At 59.6% G+C, this 19,713-nt stretch carries 18 protein-coding genes; 7 read left to right on the forward strand and 11 right to left on the reverse strand.

Features of this window, described 5'->3' with window-relative positions; genetic code table 11:
* Positions 1-38 precede the first annotated feature (38 nt).
* Complete coding sequence (gene yccS, locus EL257_RS25400) at positions 39-2,213, forward strand: YccS family putative transporter (RefSeq protein ID WP_126367205.1); 2,175 nt, start codon at positions 39-41, stop codon at positions 2,211-2,213.
* A gap of 121 nt (positions 2,214-2,334) precedes the next feature.
* Here the strand turns inward: yccS and EL257_RS25405 are convergent, their stop codons facing one another.
* Positions 2,335-3,072, reverse strand: coding sequence for a substrate-binding periplasmic protein (locus tag EL257_RS25405; RefSeq protein ID WP_126367207.1), 738 nt, complete (start codon positions 3,070-3,072; stop codon positions 2,335-2,337).
* 255 nt (positions 3,073-3,327) lie between these two features.
* On the opposite strand from EL257_RS25405, the gene EL257_RS25415 reads away from it, so the two are divergent.
* Positions 3,328-3,780, forward strand: a complete 453-nt coding sequence (locus EL257_RS25415; protein ID WP_126367209.1) for a GNAT family N-acetyltransferase — start codon at positions 3,328-3,330, stop codon at positions 3,778-3,780.
* 123 nt (positions 3,781-3,903) lie between these two features.
* Here EL257_RS25415 and EL257_RS25420 read toward each other — a convergent pair whose 3' ends face one another.
* From EL257_RS25420 to EL257_RS25430, 3 genes are read right to left on the reverse strand one after another with little or no spacing between them, the layout of a single operon-like run.
* The gene (locus EL257_RS25420; protein ID WP_003229005.1) at positions 3,904-4,200 is read right to left on the reverse strand and encodes a winged helix-turn-helix domain-containing protein; all 297 of its coding nucleotides are present in this window, start codon (positions 4,198-4,200) and stop codon (positions 3,904-3,906) included.
* A 19-nt stretch (positions 4,201-4,219) separates the two neighbouring features.
* Positions 4,220-4,711: a M48 family metallopeptidase gene (locus EL257_RS25425; RefSeq protein ID WP_126367210.1), complete on the reverse strand. Its 492-nt coding sequence runs from the start codon at positions 4,709-4,711 to the stop codon at positions 4,220-4,222.
* 45 nt (positions 4,712-4,756) lie between these two features.
* Positions 4,757-6,880, reverse strand: coding sequence for a putative bifunctional diguanylate cyclase/phosphodiesterase (locus EL257_RS25430; RefSeq protein WP_126367212.1), 2,124 nt, complete (start codon positions 6,878-6,880; stop codon positions 4,757-4,759).
* A gap of 313 nt (positions 6,881-7,193) precedes the next feature.
* Here EL257_RS25430 and EL257_RS25435 point away from each other — a divergent pair, with 313 nt between their 5' ends.
* Positions 7,194-7,862 (forward strand): polysaccharide lyase family 7 protein, encoded by a 669-nt coding sequence (locus tag EL257_RS25435; protein ID WP_126367214.1) that lies wholly within the window; start codon positions 7,194-7,196, stop codon positions 7,860-7,862.
* An 80-nt stretch (positions 7,863-7,942) separates the two neighbouring features.
* On the opposite strand, the gene fba is transcribed toward EL257_RS25435, so the two are convergent.
* The 6 genes from fba to tkt all read right to left on the reverse strand — a co-directional run bounded on the left by fba (position 7,943) and on the right by tkt (position 14,293).
* Positions 7,943-9,007: a class II fructose-bisphosphate aldolase gene (fba, locus tag EL257_RS25440; RefSeq protein ID WP_008081027.1), complete on the reverse strand. Its 1,065-nt coding sequence runs from the start codon at positions 9,005-9,007 to the stop codon at positions 7,943-7,945.
* Positions 9,008-9,259: 252 nt separating this feature from the next.
* Positions 9,260-9,592, reverse strand: coding sequence for an MliC family protein (locus tag EL257_RS25445; RefSeq protein WP_126367216.1), 333 nt, complete (start codon positions 9,590-9,592; stop codon positions 9,260-9,262).
* Between the two features lie 57 nt (positions 9,593-9,649).
* Positions 9,650-9,871, reverse strand: a complete 222-nt coding sequence (locus EL257_RS25450; RefSeq protein ID WP_126367218.1) for a hypothetical protein — start codon at positions 9,869-9,871, stop codon at positions 9,650-9,652.
* A gap of 34 nt (positions 9,872-9,905) precedes the next feature.
* The gene (locus tag EL257_RS25455) at positions 9,906-11,069 is read right to left on the reverse strand and encodes a phosphoglycerate kinase (RefSeq protein ID WP_126367219.1); all 1,164 of its coding nucleotides are present in this window, start codon (positions 11,067-11,069) and stop codon (positions 9,906-9,908) included.
* A gap of 12 nt (positions 11,070-11,081) precedes the next feature.
* Positions 11,082-12,134 carry an erythrose-4-phosphate dehydrogenase gene (epd, locus tag EL257_RS25460; RefSeq protein ID WP_126367221.1) on the reverse strand — a complete coding sequence of 351 codons (1,053 nt, stop codon included), beginning with the start codon at positions 12,132-12,134 and terminating at the stop codon, positions 11,082-11,084.
* A gap of 161 nt (positions 12,135-12,295) precedes the next feature.
* Positions 12,296-14,293, reverse strand: coding sequence for a transketolase (gene tkt / locus EL257_RS25465; RefSeq protein WP_126367223.1), 1,998 nt, complete (start codon positions 14,291-14,293; stop codon positions 12,296-12,298).
* A gap of 259 nt (positions 14,294-14,552) precedes the next feature.
* Between tkt and EL257_RS25470 the strand changes: the two genes are divergently transcribed.
* The 4 genes from EL257_RS25470 to EL257_RS25485 all read left to right on the forward strand — a co-directional run bounded on the left by EL257_RS25470 (position 14,553) and on the right by EL257_RS25485 (position 19,085).
* Positions 14,553-15,548: an ArsR/SmtB family transcription factor gene (locus EL257_RS25470; RefSeq protein ID WP_126367226.1), complete on the forward strand. Its 996-nt coding sequence runs from the start codon at positions 14,553-14,555 to the stop codon at positions 15,546-15,548.
* An 18-nt stretch (positions 15,549-15,566) separates the two neighbouring features.
* Positions 15,567-16,757 carry a methionine adenosyltransferase gene (metK, locus tag EL257_RS25475; protein ID WP_034153622.1) on the forward strand — a complete coding sequence of 397 codons (1,191 nt, stop codon included), beginning with the start codon at positions 15,567-15,569 and terminating at the stop codon, positions 16,755-16,757.
* Positions 16,758-16,927: 170 nt separating this feature from the next.
* Complete coding sequence (gene ligB / locus EL257_RS25480; RefSeq protein ID WP_126367229.1) at positions 16,928-18,592, forward strand: NAD-dependent DNA ligase LigB; 1,665 nt, start codon at positions 16,928-16,930, stop codon at positions 18,590-18,592.
* 97 nt (positions 18,593-18,689) lie between these two features.
* Positions 18,690-19,085 (forward strand): DUF1090 domain-containing protein, encoded by a 396-nt coding sequence (locus EL257_RS25485; RefSeq protein WP_126367231.1) that lies wholly within the window; start codon positions 18,690-18,692, stop codon positions 19,083-19,085.
* Positions 19,086-19,204: 119 nt separating this feature from the next.
* Here EL257_RS25485 and EL257_RS25490 read toward each other — a convergent pair whose 3' ends face one another.
* A complete protein-coding gene (locus tag EL257_RS25490; protein ID WP_126367234.1) occupies positions 19,205-19,654 on the reverse strand; it encodes a c-type cytochrome in 450 nt (149 codons plus the stop codon).
* Between the last annotated feature and the right edge of the window lie 59 nt (positions 19,655-19,713).

Below are 19,713 nucleotides of genomic sequence, written 5' to 3' on the forward strand. Positions count from 1 at the left end.
CAATTTAGCGGCATCGCCTCGGAAGGCCTTCGCACTTCATGTCCTCGACCTCGTTTCGTCAGTCTTTGCGGCGCCTGTGGGCGCTGGATAAATTCAGCTACAGCGTGCGGGTATTCATCGCCCTGACCGGCAGCATGGCGCTGTGCTGGTATCAGGATGAAATGCGTTTGCTGATCCCGTTGTTCCTGGGGATCATCGCCAGCGCCCTCGCCGAAACCGACGACAGTTGGCAAGGCCGTCTCAACGCTCTAGCGGTAACGCTGGTGTGTTTCAGCATCGCCGCGCTGTCGGTGGAACTGCTCTTCCCCTACCCCATCCTGTTTGCCGTTGCCCTGGCGCTGGCCAGTTTCGGCCTGACTATGCTTGGTGCGCTTGGCGAACGTTATGGCGCGATTGCCTCGGCGACGCTGATTCTCTCGGTGTACACGATGATCGGCGTTGATCAGCGCGGCGGCGCGGTCACCGATTTCTGGCACGAGCCGATGCTGCTGGTGGCCGGTGCCGCGTGGTACGGCCTGCTTTCGGTAGTGTGGCAGGCGCTGTTTTCCAATCAGCCGGTGCAGCAAAGTCTGGCGCGGCTGTTTCGCGAATTGGGTTTTTACCTGAAGCTGAAGTCGTCGCTGTTCGAGCCGATCCGGCAGATGGACGTCGAAGCCCGGCGCCTGGAACTGGCGCAACAGAATGGTCGCGTGGTGGCGGCACTGAACAGTGCCAAGGAAATCATTCTGCATCGCGTCGGCAACGGCCGGCCCGGCTCGAAAGTCAGTCGTTACCTGAAGCTGTATTTCCTTGCGCAAGATATCCACGAACGCGCCAGCTCTTCGCACTACCCATACAACGCGCTGGCCGATGCGTTCTTCCACAGCGACGTGCTGTTCCGCTGCCAGCGCCTGCTGCGCCAGCAAGGCAAGGCGTGCCGCGCGCTGGCCGAGTCGATCCAGATGCGCCAGCCGTTCGTTTACGACGCCAGTTTCGCCGAGGCGCTGAGCGATCTCGATGCCTCACTCGAACATTTGCGCATCCAGAGCAATCCGGCATGGCGCGGCCTGCTGCGCTCGCTGCGTGCACTGGCGGCCAATCTCGGCACCCTCGACCGCTTGCTCAGCGACGCGAGCAATCCCGACGCCCTGGCCGACGCCACCGACAGCAGTCTGCTCGACCGCTCGCCGCGTAACCTCAAGGACGTATGGATTCGCCTGCGCACGCAACTGACACCCACCTCGTTACTGTTCCGTCATGCCCTGCGCCTGCCATTGGCGCTGAGCATCGGCTACGGCATGGTGCATTTGATTCACCCTTCGCAAGGCTACTGGATCATCCTCACCACGCTGTTTGTCTGCCAGCCGAACTACGGCGCTACCCGACGCAAACTCGGGCAACGGATCATCGGCACCGCCATCGGCCTGACCGTGGCCTGGGCGCTGTTCGATCTGTTCCCGAGCCCGCTGGTGCAATCGTGCTTCGCCATTGCCGCCGGGGTGGTGTTCTTTACCAACCGCACCACGCGCTACACCTTGGCGACCGCCGCAATCACCATCATGGTGCTGTTCTGCTTCAACCAGGTCGGCGATGGCTATGGGCTGTTCCTGCCACGGCTGTTCGATACCTTGCTCGGCAGCCTGATCGCTGGCCTGGCAGTGTTCCTGTTCCTGCCGGACTGGCAGGGTCGGCGTTTGAATAAAGTGCTGGCGAACACACTGACCTGCAACAGCATTTATCTGCGCCAGATCATGCAGCAGTATGCGGCCGGTAAAAGTGACGACCTCGCCTATCGCCTCGCCCGCCGCAACGCGCACAACGCCGATGCGGCGCTGTCGACCACGTTGGCCAACATGCTCATGGAGCCCGGGCATTTCCGCAAGGAAGCGGATGTCGGCTTTCGCTTTCTGGTGTTGTCGCACACTTTGCTGAGTTACCTGTCCGGGCTCGGCGCACACCGCGAAACCCAGTTGCCGGCAGAGGTGCGCGAGCACTTGATTGAAGGCGCCGGGGTGAAACTGGCGGCAAGCATCGATGAAATCGCCCAAGGCCTGGCGAGCAAGCAACCGGTCGCAATTCAGAGCGACGATGAGGAAGCACTGGCCAATGAACTGGAGCAGATGCCGGATGAAATCGATGAAGGGCAGCGACTGGTGCAGACGCAGTTGGCGTTGATCTGCCGGCAATTGGGGCCGCTGCGCACGTTGGCGGCGCATTTGATCAAGGAGGTCTAGCTACAAGCTACAAGCTAAAAGCTAAAAGCTAAAAGCTACAAGCTACAAGCTACAAGCTACAAGCCAAACGCTCCCGGCTTCCAACTTGACGCTTGCAGCTCGAAGCTTGTAGCTGCCCCCCTCACATCCCATGCCGCCTCAGCAACTTCTCATAAGTCCCGTCAGCCTTCATCGCCGCAATCGCTCGATCAAACCCGGCAATGATCTGCTCATGCTGCGGGTTCTTCAGACTGACCAGGATATGCAGGCTGTTCTCACTCAAGGACTTGGGCAGAAACTCCACCGAGTTACGCACCTTGGCTGACTCGCGCGCCAGATAATACTTGGCGACATATTCGTCTTCGAGCGTCAGCTTGACCCGATCCGCCGCGAGCATGCGCACGCCCATGGCGAAGTTATGCACAGGCACTTTCTGCATCGCGGTGTCGGCATCGAACGGTGCCGAGTAGGCATACCCGCGCACCACGGCAATCGGATAAGTGTGCAGTTGCTGCAGGTTGTCGTATTCGATCGGCGCGTCTTTACGCTTGAGGAAACGAATGCGGTTGGTCAAGTATTCGCCGGAAAACTGGCCGATCAGGGTGCGCTCGTCGTTGTACCAGGCATTGACCAGCACGTCGTAACGCCCTTCGCCAATCCCCAGCAATGCCCGCGCCCATGGCACTTGTTCGTAGCCGCTGGCATAGCCGGCGCGCGCCAGGGCAGTGCTGACAATATCGGTGGCCAGCCCACCATTGATCAGCGTGTCGTCGGCGAAGGGTGGCCAGTTATCAAACACCAGCCGCAGCTTCTGCGCTGCGGCACTCTGGCCCAGCAACAGCAGTCCGATCAACGCAACGACTTGCAGCAATCGCGGCATGCTTGAACATCCTCAGCGGGCAACTGCCCGACGTGTCTTCACGTCAAAACCCAAGGCCCCTTACCGGCAAAACCCAAGCATTGAACATTAGCTCATGCGAGCCAGTGCGCAGCGCTCTCCAGCAGATTACACAAAGTCACGGCCGTCGCGAGAATGGAATGATGGCATTTTGACCTTTATCACAGACTGTTACGCCATAAAGACATCTTGCGCAGGTGCGCTTAGTATCGGGCGACATGTTCAAGGAATCGCAAAATGACAGTCGAATGGATCTGCAAGCATCACAGCGATCTCGGTAAGGAACAGCTATACGCCCTGTTGAGACTGCGCTCGGAAGTGTTCGTGGTTGAACAGAAATGCGCTTACCCGGACCTCGACGGCCAGGATCTGGACGGTGACACCCATCACTTGATGGGTTGGGAGGACGATCAACTGGTTGCCTACCTGCGCCTGCTCGATCCGCAATCCCAGGGTGGTGATGTGGTGATCGGGCGGGTGCTGACAGCGCCCGCCGGTCGCGGCAGGGGGTTGGGTCACGAGATGATGGAACAGGCACTGAAACAAGCGCAGAAGCATTGGCCGCAGGTGCCGATCTATCTGTCGGCACAGGCGCATTTGCAGGGGTATTACGGTCGCTATGGCTTTGTCGTAGCGGGTGAGGAATATCTCGAGGATGACATTCCACATATCGGCATGCGTCGCGCTTAAGGGCCCCTTCGCTGGCAAGCCAGCTCCCGCAGGTTCATCGGTCGTTCACAACAACCGTGTTCGCTGGAGGTCCCTGTGGGAGCTGGCTTGCCAGCGATTGCGGCAGTTCAGGTTCCGCAAGGGTCAGGGGTATTCAAGCACTGCTTTTATCTGCCGCAGATTCCTCTCGATCCAGCCGCGATCAATCGCACCCCACTCGCGAATCCGATAGCGCCCCGCATGGTTGCGTGCGCCTTCCTCCTGTTCGAATTCACAGACGATATCGAGATCCGCCAACGCCGCGATCGTGTCCTGCGCTGTACGCCGCGGCATGCCAGTGACTTCGGTCAGCGCTGGCACGCTCGGCGCCAGGCCGCTGTCGATCAGGTAGGCGACGTACAAACGGCGGTAGAAGCTGCTTTTGGTTTTGCTGACGTCCATGCATAGGCTCCGTTGATCTTCATTGCATATCCCGCCACGTCAGGTACACGCGCAGATCAAACTCGATCTGGTGATACCCCGGCAGCATGTGCTCGCACAATTTATAAAACGCCTTGTTGTGATCCGACTCTTTGAAGTGCGCCAGTTCGTGCACCACGATCATCTTCAGAAAATCCGGCGCGGCGTCCTTGAACAGCGAAGCGATGCGGATTTCCTTGTTGGCCTTGAGCTTGCCGCCCTGCACTCGCGAGACAGTCGTATGCAGACCGAGGGCGCGATGGGTCAGGTCGAGGCGGTTGTCGAACAGCACCTTGTCGATCGCCGGTGCGTTGCGCATGTACTGCTGTTTGAGATCCAGCGCGTAGCCGTACAAAGCCTTGTCGCTTTGCACGTCATGCCGGCCCGGATAACGCTGAGTCAGGTACTCGCCCAGACGCTCCTCGGCGATCAATTGGCGAACCTGATCCTGCAAACGCTCGGGATAGGCCTGGAGATACTTCAACACAGTCATGGACGGCGACGCGGTTCGGAAAGAAGGTGCGCCAGTGTAGCGAATTCAACCGGCCAGCGCGCTCCAGTCGAACGGCTCGGCAAAGCTTGCAGTCTCTTCGGCGATCAACGGGTGCGCGACGAGAAAGCCTTGTACGTATTCGCAACCCTGGGCCTGCAGCCATTGGTATTGCTCGAGCGTTTCGACACCTTCGGCGATCACCAGCAAACCGTATTGCTTGCAAAGATTGATCACCGTGCTGACCAGCGAGGCATCGCGGGCAGAGTCCGGCAACCGGGCGATGAGATGGCGGTCGAGCTTCAGGGTGTCGAGCTCAAGATCGCGCAGATGCGCGAGTGAGCAAGGCCCTGAACCGAAGTCATCCAGCGCCACCCGCACGCCCAGATTGCGCAACAGGCGCAATTGCTTGCGGGTTTCATCAGGATTCTGCATCAAGGCTTCTTCGGTGACCTCGACTTCCAGTTGCTGTGGCTGCAAGGCGTGGCGCTCCATCACCTGACGCAACTCGGTGACCAGGTTCGGCATGCTGAACTGGGTATTGCTCAGACTCACGCTGAGCACCAGATCGTCGCCAAACAAGGTTTCCCAAGCTTTGCGCTGCCCGGCAGCGCGATGATAAATCCAGCTGCCGAGGCGACTGATCACCCGCGCTTCTTCGAGCAAAGGCAGGAACAGGCCGGGCGGCACGTCGCCGACACTTGGATGCTGCCAGCGCAGCAGTGCTTCGAAGCCACGAAGCTTGCCGCTGCCCACCGCCACCTGCGGCTGATAGACCAGATTGAAGTCATGGTTTTCGATGGCGCTGCGCACGCTTTCTTCCAGCATCAGCCGCGAACGGGCGCGGCCATTCATCTCGTGATCGTAGAAGCGGTATTGCTGACGACCGGCACGCTTGGCTTCGTACATGGCGATGTCGGATGCGCGCAGCAATCCATCGAGGTTCGAACCGCAGTCGGGGAAAGTGGCAATGCCGATGCTGGCACCCAGGACGATATCCAGACCTTCGATCTGCTGACAGACCGACAAGCGTTCGATGAGCTTCTCGGCAATCTTCGCCGCTTGCTCGGGAAATTCCAGATCCAGTAGCGCGGTGAATTCGTCGCCACCCATGCGCGCCAGAATGTCGAACGGCCGCAGGCACGCCTTCAATTGCTCGGAAACCCAGCGCAATACGCGGTCGCCAGCATCATGGCCCAAGGAATCGTTGACCCGTTTGAAGCCGTCCAGATCGAGATAGAGCAATACCCAACTGCTGTCACTGCGTTCGCCGCGCAGCAACAGGTTTTCCACGGTCTGGTAAAAGCCTCGGCGGTTGAGCAGCCCGGTCAATGGATCGGTGACGGCTTGAAATTCCAGTTGCTGATGCAAGTGGCGTACGACCGACATGTCCAGCACGGTGACCACCATCGCGTGCTGTTCGCTCGGTAATGTCGCGCAGGACAACGCCACCGGCACTTGCTGACCGGGCGCCGTGCGCAGCAGCGCATCGTGCAGGCGCAAGGTCTCGCCACGCTTGTAGCAGGCGTAAAAATCGGAATCGGCCCATACGGGAATGTGCGGTTTTTGCAGATAGTCGAGAAACTCCCGCCCCTCCAACTCCTTTACCGGCGCATTCAGCAATCGCGAAATCGCCGGGTTGGCGAAACGGATCACCCCATCCTCACTCAGCACCAGAATGCCTTCGGCGGCGTTATCCAGCACGGAGGCATTGAATGCTCGCGCCACCTCCAGATCATGGCTCAAGCGCTGCAATGCCCGACGATTGCGCTGGTGCTCGAGCAATGCCTGCACTTTGGGCTTGAGGATTTGCGGATCAAACGGTTTGAACAGGTAATCCACCGCGCCACTGGCGTAGCCCTTGATCACGGCGTCCTGGGACTGCTCGTTGGCGGTCAGGAAAATAATCGGTGTCAAACGCGTGCGCTGGCTGCCGCGCATCAGCCGGGCTACTTCAAAACCATCCATGCCGGGCATTTGCACATCCAGCAGAACCAGATCCACATCGTGTTCGAGTAACAGATTGAGCGCCTCGAAACCGGAGGCGGCGGTGATGACGTGCCAGTCCTGACGCTGCAGTAACGCGCGCATGCTGATCAGGTTCTCAGGGTAATCATCAACGATCAAAAGGACAGAGCTGCCTTCACCTGGCTGGGGTTGCGCGCATTCCATGCTGCTTCTCTTCTCGGGACCGGTTGCCGGCAAAAACCATAGACGTACTGAAGCTCACTCTAGTCGCGGATGGGCGAAAGCAGAAGCAGCCGGCCTGCCATCATTTAGCCAATGTTCCGTTCAGCCGACTAACGGTCACCCCTGACGTCCCCTGAAATTGGCACAGATGGCATTTCGACAGGATGTTGACGTCAATCATCTGCCAGACGGGCATTAACAAAAATCCCCTCTACGCTTATAAAGAGCGCCCGAAAAGGCGCGGGCTAGAGCTTCTGGTACCCGCGTACAGAATGAATTGAGTGGAAAAACCGACATGATCGATCTCGCTACCTGGAACCTCAGCGTTCCCGTCGGCAGCCCGCCATACACCGTCGAAACCGAGAAACTGGTGAACGGCTTCAAGGATCAATACTTCCATTCCGACACTGGTACGCTGTTCTTCTGGTCACCGGTGACCGGGTCAAAAACCGAAAACGCGATCTATCCGCGCACTGAATTACGCGAGACTTACAGCAACGGCACCCTGCGCAACTGGTATTACCCGGATGCCGACAACTTGCTGCGCGCCACGCTGACGGTGAACAAAGTGCCCAGCTCCGGCAAGATCGTGATCGGGCAAATTCATGCGTATGAAAGCCAACGACCGATGGTCAAACTCGAATATCAATACAAGACCAAAACCGAAACCGGCAACCTCGTGATCAAAGTGCGCATGCACCCCGACGATGCCGAAAGCCGCGTGATCACCCTCGCTACCGGAGTAAAGCTGGATCGCGAATTCAACTACCTCATCCACCTCAGCCCCGGCGGTGCGCTGGGCGTGAGTGCGGCGGGCTATCAGTGGGATTCAAAGATCAGCGCAACCTGGCGCGACAAGCCGTTGTACTTCAAGGCCGGGGTTTATGTGCAGGACAATACCGGGTACACCAGTGAGGGTGGGCAGGTGACGTTTACCAAGCTGGATATTGATCACGAGAAATAACTGACTGGCACTCACGACGCGCACCCACAAAAAAACCCGCCTCTCGGCGGGTTTCTTTTAAATCAGCTTAACGCTCAGGCTCAGTTGACCTTGGCGTTCAACTCACCCTTCAGATAACGCTGGTACATCGCTTCCAGCGAGATCGGTTTGATCTTCGAAGCATTACCAGCGGTACCGAACGCTTCATAGCGAGCGATACACACATCGCGCATTGCGGTGACGGTCGCGCCGAAGAATTTACGTGGATCGAATTCGCTCGGGTTGGTGGCCATCAGGCGACGCATGGCGCCGGTGGATGCCAGGCGCAGGTCGGTGTCGATGTTGACCTTGCGCACGCCGTGCTTGATGCCTTCGACGATTTCTTCAACCGGTACGCCGTAGGTTTCTTTGATGTCGCCGCCGTACTGGTTGATGATCGCCAGCCACTCTTGAGGCACCGAAGACGAACCGTGCATCACCAGGTGAGTGTTCGGGATGCGCTTGTGGATTTCCTTGATGCGGTCGATCGCCAGCACGTCGCCGGTAGGCGGCTTGGTGAACTTGTAGGCGCCGTGGCTGGTGCCGATGGCGATGGCCAGGGCATCAACTTGAGTGCGCTTGACGAAGTCGGCGGCTTCTTCCGGGTCGGTCAGCATTTGGCTGTGATCCAGAACGCCTTCGGCGCCAATCCCGTCTTCTTCACCGGCCATGCCGGTTTCCAGCGAACCCAGGCAGCCCAGCTCGCCTTCAACCGAAACGCCGCAGGCGTGAGCCATGGCGACGGTTTGTTGGGTAACGCGAACGTTGTAGTCGTAGTCGGTCGGGGTCTTGCCGTCTTCGCCAAGGGAACCGTCCATCATCACCGAGCTGAAGCCCAGTTGGATCGAGCGCTGGCAGACGTCAGGGCTGGTGCCGTGGTCCTGGTGCATGCACACCGGGATGTGCGGGAATTCTTCGATCGCCGCCAGGATCAGGTGACGCAGGAATGGCGCGCCAGCGTATTTGCGAGCGCCGGCCGAAGCCTGGACGATCACCGGGGAGTCAGTCTTGTCAGCGGCTTCCATGATGGCGCGCATCTGCTCAAGGTTGTTGACGTTGAAAGCTGGAACGCCGTAGCCGAACTCGGCTGCGTGGTCCAGCATCTGGCGCATGCTGATAAGTGCCATTGTGTGTGTCTCTCCCGGTTGAGGGTCGTTAATCGTGCCAGCCTGCCGGAGCGGCGGCGGCTATTCAAGTGCTTGCAGATCGGGGGTTGACGCCCGGCCTGGTGATTCGATAAAGCAAAATCCTGAGAGCTACACAGAACCCCTGTGGGAGCGAGCCTGCTCGCGAAAGCAATTTTGCAGTCGCTGATGCAGTGCCTGTCAGACCGCTTTCGCGAGCAGGCTCGCTCCCACATTAGAACTGTGGTGTGTCAATTACTGCGCTTTGCAGCCACGGCCAATCAGGTCATTGGTGGCGACCCAGTACACCAGGCCTTCGTCACCCTTGAGGTGAAACGCCAGCATGCCGTCGCTGTACAGCGTGCCCGAGGCGCCCGGCTCTTCTTTCAGGCGATAGACCTGATCACCGCCACCCAGTCGAACGTCGACTTCCTTCTGGCCGGCATCGGCGTAACGCCACAGCACTTTGGCCTGGCTGTCGCAGGTCCAGGTGGTCCAGTTATCTGCCGGGGCAGACGACTGAAACAGGTTCAACTGCGCGCAACCGCTTAACAATGCCAACGCCGCAATGGCGATCAAGCCTTTCATCCGTGTTCCTCGGCTGACAGCATGCGCCGCCAGCCCTGAGTTAAAGAGTCAGACCCGTCAAGGACAACCATGTTCCTTGGCCGGGGTTTGCGTCTCGTACTTTTCCAGACCGTCCGGCCCGGAACGCTTGTTCAGCACCGGGTTGGTTTCGGCCTGCCAGTCGGCCTGATAACAGCCCTTCTGCGACTCGCTCGGCGCCGGCGTGGCTTCGGCCTTCGGGTTACTCCCGCAGGCCACCAGCGTACCGGTCAGCAACAACAGTGCTAACGACTTGACCATGTGAACACTCCTTTGCCTGGCCAAACGGGCGGCCTCAGGCCTTGGCCCGGCTTTCCAGGACTTCAACGGCCGGCAGCACTTTGCCCTCGACGAATTCGAGGAATGCGCCACCACCGGTGGAAATGTAGGAGATCTGCTCAGCCACGCCATATTTATCGATCGCGGCCAGAGTATCGCCCCCGCCAGCAATGGAGAATGCCGAGCTTTCCGCGATGGCCTGAGCCAGCACTTTGGTGCCGTTGCCGAACTGATCGAACTCGAATACGCCGACCGGGCCGTTCCACAGAATGGTTTTCGACGATTTCAGCAGTTCGGCGAAGTTGGCTGCGGTCTGCGGGCCAATGTCGAGGATCATGTCGTCAGCAGCCACGTCAGCGATCAGCTTGACGGTCGCTTCAGCGCTCTCAGCGAATTCCTTGGCGACCACGACGTCAACCGGCAACGGCACGCTGACTTTCGCGGCAATTTCACGCGCAGTGTCGAGCAGGTCCGGTTCGTACAGCGACTTGCCGACCGGGTGACCAGCCGCCGCTAGGAAGGTGTTGGCGATGCCGCCGCCGACGATCAGTTGATCGCAGATCTGGCTCAGGCTGTTCAGCACGTCGAGTTTGGTCGACACCTTGGAGCCGGCCACGATGGCGGCCATCGGTTGAGCAGGCGCGCCGAGGGCTTTGCCCAGTGCGTCCAGTTCAGCGGCCAGCAGAGGGCCAGCAGCCGCGACTTTGGCGAACTTGGCCACGCCGTGGGTCGAACCTTCGGCGCGGTGAGCGGTGCCGAAAGCGTCCATCACGAACACGTCGCACAGCGCGGCGTATTGCTGGGCCAGTTCGTCAGCGTTCTTTTTCTCGCCCTTGTTGAAGCGCACGTTTTCGAACAGCACGATGTCGCCGGCCTTGACCTCGACGCCGCCGAGGTAATCAGCCACCAGTGGCACTTCGCGACCCAAGGCTTTGCTCAGGTAGTCAGCGACAGGCTTGAGGCTGTTCTCGGCAGAGAACTCGCCTTCGGTCGGACGGCCAAGGTGCGAGCAGACCATCACGGCCGCGCCTTTTTCCAGGGCCAGCTTGATGGTCGGCAGCGAAGCCAGGATACGCGCGTCGCTGGTGACAACACCGTCCTTGACTGGGACGTTGAGGTCTTCGCGGATCAATACGCGCTTACCTTGCAGATCGAGGTCGGACATCTTCAACACGGTCATGGGTCGCACTTCCTACGGTTTTTTTGAAGTTGCTGTTTGCAGATAGTGATCTGCAACGTCCAGCATTCGGTTGGCAAAACCCCATTCGTTGTCGAACCAGGCCAGGATGTTCACCAGTTTGGGGCCGGAAACACGGGTCTGACTGGCATCGACGATGGCCGAATGTGGGTCATGGTTGAAATCACAACTGGCGTGCGGCAGTTCGGTATAGGCCAACAAACCTTTGAGCGGGCCGCTGGTGGCGGCTTCGCGAAGGATCCGGTTGACTTCGTTGGCGTCGGTCGCGGTAGCGGTCTGCATGGTGATATCGAGGCAGGACACATTGACTGTCGGCACGCGCACGGCTTTGGCCTGAATTCGCCCGGCAAGTTCCGGCAGCAGACGCTCGATACCGCGCGCCAGACCAGTGGACACCGGGATTACCGACTGGAACGCCGAACGGGTGCGGCGCAAGTCTTCGTGGTGATAGGCGTCGATCACCGGCTGATCGTTCATCGCCGAGTGAATCGTGGTGATCGACACGTAATCCAGCCCGATCGCCTGATCAAGCAGACGCAACAGCGGCACGCCGCAGTTGGTGGTGCACGAGGCATTGGACACCAGCAACTCGTCGCCAGTCAGGCAGTCCTGATTGACGCCGTAGACGATGGTGGCGTCGACATCCGCCTCGCTGGCCATCGGCTGCGAGAACAACACCCGCGGCGCGCCAGCATCGAGAAAGCGCTGACCGTCTTCGCGGGTGTTGTAAGCACCGGAACATTCGAGCACCAGATCGACGCCCAGCGACGCCCAATCGATGCCTTCGGGGGTGGCACTGCGCAGAACCTTCACGCAGTCGCCATTGATATGCAGACAATCGCCTTCTACCCGCACTTCGCCGGGAAAACGGCCGTGGGTGGAGTCGAAGCGTGTCAGGTATTCGATGCTGGCCATGTCGGCTAGGTCGTTGATCGCGACAATTTCAAACCCGGCCTTCTCGCCTCGCTCAAACAGCGCACGCAAAACGCAACGACCAATGCGGCCGTAGCCGTTGAGTGCAACTTTGTAAGGACGCGGTTGAGGCATGGGGTTCTCGATAGTATTCACTTACACACAACCCCCCTGTAGGAGCTGCCGAAGGCTGCGATCTTTTGATCCTGTTTTTTCAAGATCAAGATCAAAAGATCGCAGCCTTCCGCAGCTCCTACAGGGGAACGCGGTGGCCGGGGCCACCGCATTCATGCTGCTTAGTCTTCCAGCAACTCTTCAGCCTGACCCAGAATGTTCTCCAGGGTGAAGCCGAACTCTTCGAACAGTGCCGAAGCCGGGGCCGATTCGCCATAGGTAGTCATGCCGATCACGCGACCTTCCAGACCCACGTACTTGAACCAGAAATCGGCGTGGGCCGCTTCGATCGCGATACGTGCGCTGACTTGCAACGGCAGCACCGCTTGCTTGTAGCCGGCATCCTGAGCGTCGAACACGCTGGTGCATGGCATCGAAACCACGCGGACCTTGCGGCCCTGCTCGGTCAGTTTGTCATAGGCCTGAACGGCCAGACCGACTTCCGAACCGGTCGCGATCAGGATCAGCTCAGGCTCGCCCGCGCAGTCCTTCAGGACATAACCGCCGCGGCTGATGTCGGCGATCTGCCCGGCATCGCGTTCCTGGTGCTGCAGGTTCTGACGCGAGAAAATCAGCGCCGATGGCCCGTCCTTGCGCTCCAGAGCGTTTTTCCAGGCCACCGCCGATTCAACGGCATCGGCTGGACGCCAGGTGTCGAGGTTCGGTGTAGTGCGCAGGCTGGTCAGTTGCTCGATCGGCTGGTGCGTCGGGCCGTCTTCGCCCAGACCGATGGAGTCGTGGGTGTAAACGTGGATGACCTGCTTTTTCATCAGCGCCGACATGCGTACAGCGTTGCGCGCGTATTCCATGAACATCAGGAAGGTCGCGCCGTACGGCACCAGACCGCCGTGCAGGGTCACGCCGTTCATGATCGCGGTCATGCCGAATTCGCGCACGCCGTAATACATGTAGTTGCCGCTGGCGTCTTCAGCGTTGACGCCTTTGCAACCTTTCCACAGGGTCAGGTTGGAACCGGCCAGGTCAGCGGAACCGCCGAGCAGCTCCGGCAGCAGCGGGCCAAATGCGTTGAGGGTGTTCTGGCTGGCTTTGCGGCTGGCGATGGTTTCGCCTTTGGCCGCGACTTCGGCGATGTAAGCCGAGGCTTTTTCGGAGAAGTCGGCCGGCAATTCGCCGCTCAGACGACGGACCAGCTCGTTGGCTTCGGTCGGGAACGCGGCGGAGTAAGCAGCAAAACGCTGATCCCACTCGGCTTCGGCAGCGCGACCTTTTTCCTTGGCATCCCACTCGGCGTAGATGTCGGCCGGGATTTCAAACGGGCCATAATTCCAGTTCAGTGCCTGACGGGTCAGGGCGATTTCCGCGTCACCCAGCGGGGCGCCGTGGCAGTCTTCCTTGCCCTGCTTGTTCGGCGAGCCGAAACCGATGGTGGTCTTGCAGCAGATCAGGGTTGGCTGGGCGCTTTTGCGCGCGGTGTCGATGGCAGTCTTGATTTCTTCCGGGTCGTGACCATCAACGTTGCGGATGACCTGCCAGTTGTAGGCTTCGAAACGCTTCGGGGTGTCATCGGTGAACCAGCCTTCGACTTCGCCGTCGATGGAGATACCGTTGTCATCGTAGAAGGCAATCAGCTTGCCCAGACCCAAGGTGCCGGCCAGCGACGCGACTTCGTGGGAAATGCCTTCCATCATGCAGCCATCACCCAGGAACACATAGGTGTGGTGATCGACAATGTCGTGGCCAGGACGGTTGAACTGCGCGCCCAGCACTTTTTCCGCCAGGGCGAAGCCCACAGCGTTGGCCAGGCCCTGCCCGAGCGGGCCGGTGGTGGTTTCAACGCCCGGGGTGTAACCGAATTCCGGGTGGCCGGGCGTGCGGCTGTGCAGCTGACGGAACTGCTTGAGGTCGTCGATCGACAGGTCGTAACCGGTCAGGTGCAGCAGCGAATAGATCAACATCGAGCCGTGGCCGTTGGACAGCACAAAGCGGTCACGGTCGGCGAACGAAGGATTGCTCGGGTTGTGCTTGAGGTAGTCGCGCCACAGCACTTCGGCGATATCTGCCATACCCATAGGGGCACCGGGATGACCGCTGTTGGCTTTTTGCACGGCATCCATGCTGAGGGCACGAATGGCGTTGGCACGCTCACGACGGCTAGGCATCGCTGATCTCCTGGGTTCTGGTAAGTCGAAACGGAAAAAAGGAGGGCATTTTCCCTCACCGGAGCGCCTCGGGGCAATGACAGATAGTCATACGGAGGCGTTTTTCCAACGGATTGCAGCGCTTTGGGAAGGTGAAACCTTTCCGCTACTGGTTTGTAGAGTTGAATGATTCGCGAGAAGTGCCATTTATCGAGCAATATCAAAACTTTTTGATATTGCCCTTGCGGCGCCCTGCCCCCATCAATAGACTGCCAGCCCTATGAACTTACGCGTGCCTTCCATTCGCCATGACGATTGCGACGAGCTGGCGGCCCTGTGCAAGGCCGGCGGCGATCCGCTGCGGCTGAACGTACTGCGCGCGCTGGCCAACGACTCGTTTGGCGTACTGGAACTGGCGCAGATTTTCGGCATCGGCCAGTCGGGCATGAGTCATCACCTCAAGGTGTTGGCGCAAGCCGATCTGGTGGCGACCCGTCGCGAAGGCAACGCGATTTTTTATCGCCGCGCCCTGCCCCACACCGAGTTGCTCGGCGGAAAACTACACGCGGCATTGTTAGAAGAAGTCGATAACCTCGACCTGCCTGCCGATGTGCAGGCGCGGATTGAACAGGTTCACGGCCAACGTGCCGCGGCCAGCCAGGACTTTTTCGCAAGGGTTGCGGAGAAATTTCGCGCTCAGCAGGATTTGATTGCCGGGCTGCCGCAGTACCGCGACAGCGTGCTGGCCCTGCTCGACAAGTTGAACTTCAATGATGCTGCCACGGCCATTGAAGTCGGCCCCGGCGACGGCGCTTTTCTGCCGGAACTGGCGCGCCGCTTCAGTAATGTAACCGCGCTGGACAACAGCCCGGCGATGCTCGAACTGGCGCGTCAGGTGTGTGAACGTGAACAGCTGGCTAACGTCAGCCTGCAATTGGCCGATGCATTGAACGGCAGCAGCCTTCAGGCCGACTGCGTAGTGTTGAACATGGTGTTGCATCATTTCGCCGCGCCGGCCGATGCGCTCAAGCACATGGCCGACCTGCTGCAACCGGGCGGTAGCCTGCTCGTGACAGAGTTATGTAGCCACAACCAGAGTTGGGCCAGGGAGGCCTGCGGTGATCTCTGGTTGGGGTTTGAACAGGACGATCTGGCCCGTTGGGCCACCGCTGCGGGACTCGTTCCCGGGGAAAGCCTCTATGTGGGCTTACGTAATGGTTTCCAGATCCAGGTTCGCCACTTTCAGCGACCGGCTGGCGACACTCACCATCGGTAAATTCAGGAAAAAATCGAGATGAGCGAATACTCCCTCTTCACCTCCGAGTCCGTGTCTGAAGGACATCCGGACAAAATCGCCGACCAGATTTCCGATGCGGTGCTGGACGCCATTATCGCCCAGGACAAGCACGCACGCGTTGCCGTGGAAACTCTGGTCAAGACCGGCGTGGCAATCGTTGCCGGTGAAGTGACCACCAGCGCCTGGGTCGATCTGGAGCAGATCGTTCGTGACGTGATTTGCGACATCGGTTACACCAGTTCCGAAGTCGGCTTCGACGGCGCAACTTGCGGCGTGATGAACATCATCGGCAAGCAATCCCCCGACATCAACCAAGGCGTTGACCGTGCCAAGCCTGAAGATCAGGGCGCCGGCGACCAGGGCCTGATGTTCGGCTACGCCAGCAACGAAACCGACGTTCTGATGCCAGCCCCGATCACCTTCTCGCACCAGTTGGTGCAGCGCCAGGCCGAAGCCCGTAAATCCGGTCTGCTGCCTTGGCTGCGTCCGGACGCCAAGTCGCAAGTGACTTGCCGTTACGAAGGCGGCAAGGTTGTCGGTATCGACGCCGTGGTTCTGTCGACCCAGCACAACCCTGAAGTGTCGTACAAAGATCTGCGCGAAGGCGTGATGGAGCTGATCGTCAAGCACGTGCTGCCTGCCGAACTGCTGAGCAAGGACACCCAGTTCCACATCAACCCGACTGGCCAGTTCATCATTGGCGGCCCGGTCGGTGACTGCGGCCTGACCGGTCGCAAGATCATCGTCGACAGCTACGGCGGTATGGCCCGTCACGGCGGCGGCGCGTTCTCCGGCAAGGATCCATCGAAGGTTGACCGTTCGGCTGCGTACGCTGGCCGTTACGTTGCCAAAAACATCGTTGCTGCCGGCCTGGCCGAGCGTTGCGAGATTCAGGTTTCCTACGCCATTGGCGTTGCACAGCCTACCTCGATTTCGCTGAACACCTTCGGCACTGGCAAGATCAGCGATGACAAGATCATCAAACTGGTGCGTGAAGTGTTCGACCTGCGTCCTTACGCGATCACCACCATGCTTGATCTGCTGCACCCGATGTACCAGGAAACCGCAGCCTACGGCCACTTCGGCCGCGCGCCAGAAACCAAGACCGTCGGCGAAGACACCTTCACCACGTTCACCTGGGAAAAAACCGACCGCGCCGACGCTCTGCGTTCTGCTGCCGGCCTGTAATTCTCTGGCTGCATAAAAAGCCCCGCACGGTTCGCGCCGTGCGGGGCTTTTTTTATCGGGTGAAGATCAAAAGATCGTCCGTAACGAAACACCCGGCAAAACACCCGCCTTACCCTTGCTCAATATCCTGACTAGCCTTCGAGTACCTTCCCTGAGCAAGGATGCTCACGATGCGCTCGCTGCTTGTATTGCTGCTTATTTTCATCGCTATGCCTGCGTTCGCCGACTGTCCGGCCTGGACCACCGTCGAAGCACAGAAAGAAATCACCTCGCTGCAAAACCAGATCAACCGATGGGACGATGCCTATCATCGCGAAGGTCGTTCACTGGTTGCCGATGAACTCTACGACCAATCGCTCCAGCGCTTGAATGAATGGCGTGAGTGCTTCCCCGGTGACCCGACAACCGAGCCGCTGCGCACGGCCTCAGGCCCCGTTGCGCACCCCGTCGCCCATACGGGTCTGGGTAAACTGCATGAAGCCGAGGCCGTCGAAGCGTGGCTGCGCGATCGCAAGGATGTCTGGGTTCAGCCCAAAGTCGATGGCGTAGCGGTGACCCTGATCTATCGCGACGGAATTCTGCAGCAGGCAATCAGCCGGGGTGATGGCATCAGCGGGCAGGACTGGACGTCATCGGCGCGAAAGATTGCCGCCATTCCTCAGCGTCTGGCGCAGCCGGCTGATCTACTGGTGCAAGGTGAACTCTATTGGCGCCTGGATGAGCACGTGCAGGCCAGATCCGGCAGCGTCAATGCCCGCGCCACCGTGGCTGGCCTAATGGGACGCGCGGAGCTCGACGCCGATCAGGCCAACGGGATCGGTCTGTTTGTCTGGGACTGGCCGCAAGGGCCTGCGGGCTTTTCCGAACGATTATCCGGATTGGCGGCCCTCGGCTTTGCGCCCACCAAACCGTACAGCCATCCCGTGGCGGACTTTGCAGAGGCACAGAAATGGCGCGATCACTGGTATCGCACTGCCCTGCCTTTCGCCAGCGATGGCGTGGTGTTGCGCCAGAATCAGCGCCCACCCGCCGAACGTTGGCAAGCCCGCGCGCCTTACTGGGCGGTTGCCTGGAAGTATCCGTTCGCCAAAGCGCTGGCAGAAGTACGCAAGGTCAATTTCAAGATCGGACGCACCGGACGCATCACCCCGGTGCTCGAACTCAAACCCGTCATGCTCGATGACCGGGTGATCAAGCGGGTCAGCGCCACCTCGTTGAAGCGCTGGCAGGCGCTGGATGCCCGTCCGGGCGATCACGTCGCCATCAGCCTCGCCGGCCTGACGATTCCGCGGCTCGACAGCGTCGTGTTGCGCGCCAGCGCGCGAGCCGACATTCGGGTTCCCGACGCGGCAGATTTCCACGCTTTGAGTTGCTGGCAACCGACCCTTGGCTGCGAAAGCCAGTTCCTCGCCCGCATGACCTGGCTCAGCGGTAAACAGGGTTTGGCCATGCGCAATGTCGGCCATGGCACCTGGGAGAAACTTCTCGAAACACGCCGCCTGAGCAACCTCCTGGATTGGTTGACCCTCGACGCGTCAGAGCTTGCTAACATTGACGGCTTTGGCGAACGCAGCAGCGCGCGCCTGGTTACCAGTTTTCAAAGTGCCCGCGAGCGGCCCTTCGCGCAATGGCTCAAGGCCTTGGGCCTGCCACCGACGGGTCAGGCACAACTGGCAGATTCCTGGCAGGCGCTGGCACAACGCGACACCGAACAATGGCAGGCAGAGCCGGGTATCGGCCCCGGTCGCGCGGCGCAATTGAGCGCCTTCTTTCGCGACCCGCAAGTGGTAGCCTTGAGCGATACCTTGCGTGCGGCCGGAATCAACGGTTTCTGAACACGCAATCCCGGCGCGCCGGGAACCCAACTACCACCGAGGCGCTCCAACAGCGCAGTGCCGCCCCGACCTAATCGCCTTTGCACATGGAGCTTTTATGAAATTTCTCGCACCGCTGGCCCTGTTCACTCTCTGCGGCATCATGGCCGCCCCGGTAATGGCCGAAGAAGAAGGCCCGGGCCTCGCCGGTTGCGCTGCCAAGAAGCAGGGCATCATCAATCAGATCGAACAGGCCAAGTCGCGCGGCAACATGGAACAGCAGTCAGGCCTCGAAACCGCACTGCGCGAAGTGAACGAACACTGCACCGACGCCGGCCTGAAAAAAGAGCGCGAAAACAAAGTGCTCGAAGCCAAGCATGAAGTCAGCCAGCGTCAGGCCGATCTCGACAAAGCCATGAAAAAAGGTGATCCGGAGAAGATCAACAAGCGTAAGGAGAAACTGGCCGAGTCGCGCAAGGAGCTGCAGGACGCACTGGACGAAATCGATAAATAAGGGTCAGTTTCGCGGCGAATTGCAAACCGCTATCGCGAGCAGGCTCGATCCCACATTGGATTTCATATCCCCTGTGGGAGCGAGCCTGCTCGCGAAGAGGCCAGCACAGGCAACAGCGCTTAATGATCACGAAATTGTTTATGGCAAGCACTGCAGGCGTCTTCAACCTTCTGCATCGCTGGCCCAAGATTGCTCAGCTTGTAAGGCTGAACCTGGCTGGCGCTTACCAAGTCACCGGTGGCCGCTTCGAGGCTGCGGGCCATGTCCTGAAACTGCGCCTGCTTCTGCCAGACCTCGTCTTTGGCGCTGGTGTGATCTTCTTCGCGCACCTGCGCAAAATGCTTCCACGGTTCATGGGACAACGCATCAAGCTTGACCGCGCCCTCAGCGAATTTCGCGCCGTCGAACGGGATGCGACCACGCAACATGCCACCCAGGTCTTCGCCGGTTTTGAGCATTTGCTTGAAGATCGCCTTTCGTTGTCCCAGCGGAGAATTCGGATCGACACCGCCACAGGCGGACAAGGTCAGGCAGGCCAGCAATACAACAGTAATTCTTTTAAGAGTCATGGTGGCTTCAGGTCACGGAATTCGGCGGCCAGTATCCTCGCGCCGTCGACAAACACCAA

The sequence above is a fragment of the Pseudomonas fluorescens genome (genome assembly GCF_900636825.1).
Taxonomy (GTDB): domain Bacteria; phylum Pseudomonadota; class Gammaproteobacteria; order Pseudomonadales; family Pseudomonadaceae; genus Aquipseudomonas; species Aquipseudomonas fluorescens_BG.

Coding starts and splice junctions, on each gene's coding strand:
- yccS (WP_126367205.1), top strand. CDS start 39: ATGTCCTCGACCTCGTTTCGTCAGTCTTTGCGGCGCCTGTGGGCGCTG.
- EL257_RS25405 (WP_126367207.1), bottom strand. CDS start 3,072: ATGCCGCGATTGCTGCAAGTCGTTGCGTTGATCGGACTGCTGTTGCTG.
- EL257_RS25415 (WP_126367209.1), top strand. CDS start 3,328: ATGACAGTCGAATGGATCTGCAAGCATCACAGCGATCTCGGTAAGGAA.
- EL257_RS25420 (WP_003229005.1), bottom strand. CDS start 4,200: ATGGACGTCAGCAAAACCAAAAGCAGCTTCTACCGCCGTTTGTACGTC.
- EL257_RS25425 (WP_126367210.1), bottom strand. CDS start 4,711: ATGACTGTGTTGAAGTATCTCCAGGCCTATCCCGAGCGTTTGCAGGAT.
- EL257_RS25430 (WP_126367212.1), bottom strand. CDS start 6,880: ATGGAATGCGCGCAACCCCAGCCAGGTGAAGGCAGCTCTGTCCTTTTG.
- EL257_RS25435 (WP_126367214.1), top strand. CDS start 7,194: ATGATCGATCTCGCTACCTGGAACCTCAGCGTTCCCGTCGGCAGCCCG.
- fba (WP_008081027.1), bottom strand. CDS start 9,007: ATGGCACTTATCAGCATGCGCCAGATGCTGGACCACGCAGCCGAGTTC.
- EL257_RS25445 (WP_126367216.1), bottom strand. CDS start 9,592: ATGAAAGGCTTGATCGCCATTGCGGCGTTGGCATTGTTAAGCGGTTGC.
- EL257_RS25450 (WP_126367218.1), bottom strand. CDS start 9,871: ATGGTCAAGTCGTTAGCACTGTTGTTGCTGACCGGTACGCTGGTGGCC.
- EL257_RS25455 (WP_126367219.1), bottom strand. CDS start 11,069: ATGACCGTGTTGAAGATGTCCGACCTCGATCTGCAAGGTAAGCGCGTA.
- epd (WP_126367221.1), bottom strand. CDS start 12,134: ATGCCTCAACCGCGTCCTTACAAAGTTGCACTCAACGGCTACGGCCGC.
- tkt (WP_126367223.1), bottom strand. CDS start 14,293: ATGCCTAGCCGTCGTGAGCGTGCCAACGCCATTCGTGCCCTCAGCATG.
- EL257_RS25470 (WP_126367226.1), top strand. CDS start 14,553: ATGAACTTACGCGTGCCTTCCATTCGCCATGACGATTGCGACGAGCTG.
- metK (WP_034153622.1), top strand. CDS start 15,567: ATGAGCGAATACTCCCTCTTCACCTCCGAGTCCGTGTCTGAAGGACAT.
- ligB (WP_126367229.1), top strand. CDS start 16,928: ATGCGCTCGCTGCTTGTATTGCTGCTTATTTTCATCGCTATGCCTGCG.
- EL257_RS25485 (WP_126367231.1), top strand. CDS start 18,690: ATGAAATTTCTCGCACCGCTGGCCCTGTTCACTCTCTGCGGCATCATG.
- EL257_RS25490 (WP_126367234.1), bottom strand. CDS start 19,654: ATGACTCTTAAAAGAATTACTGTTGTATTGCTGGCCTGCCTGACCTTG.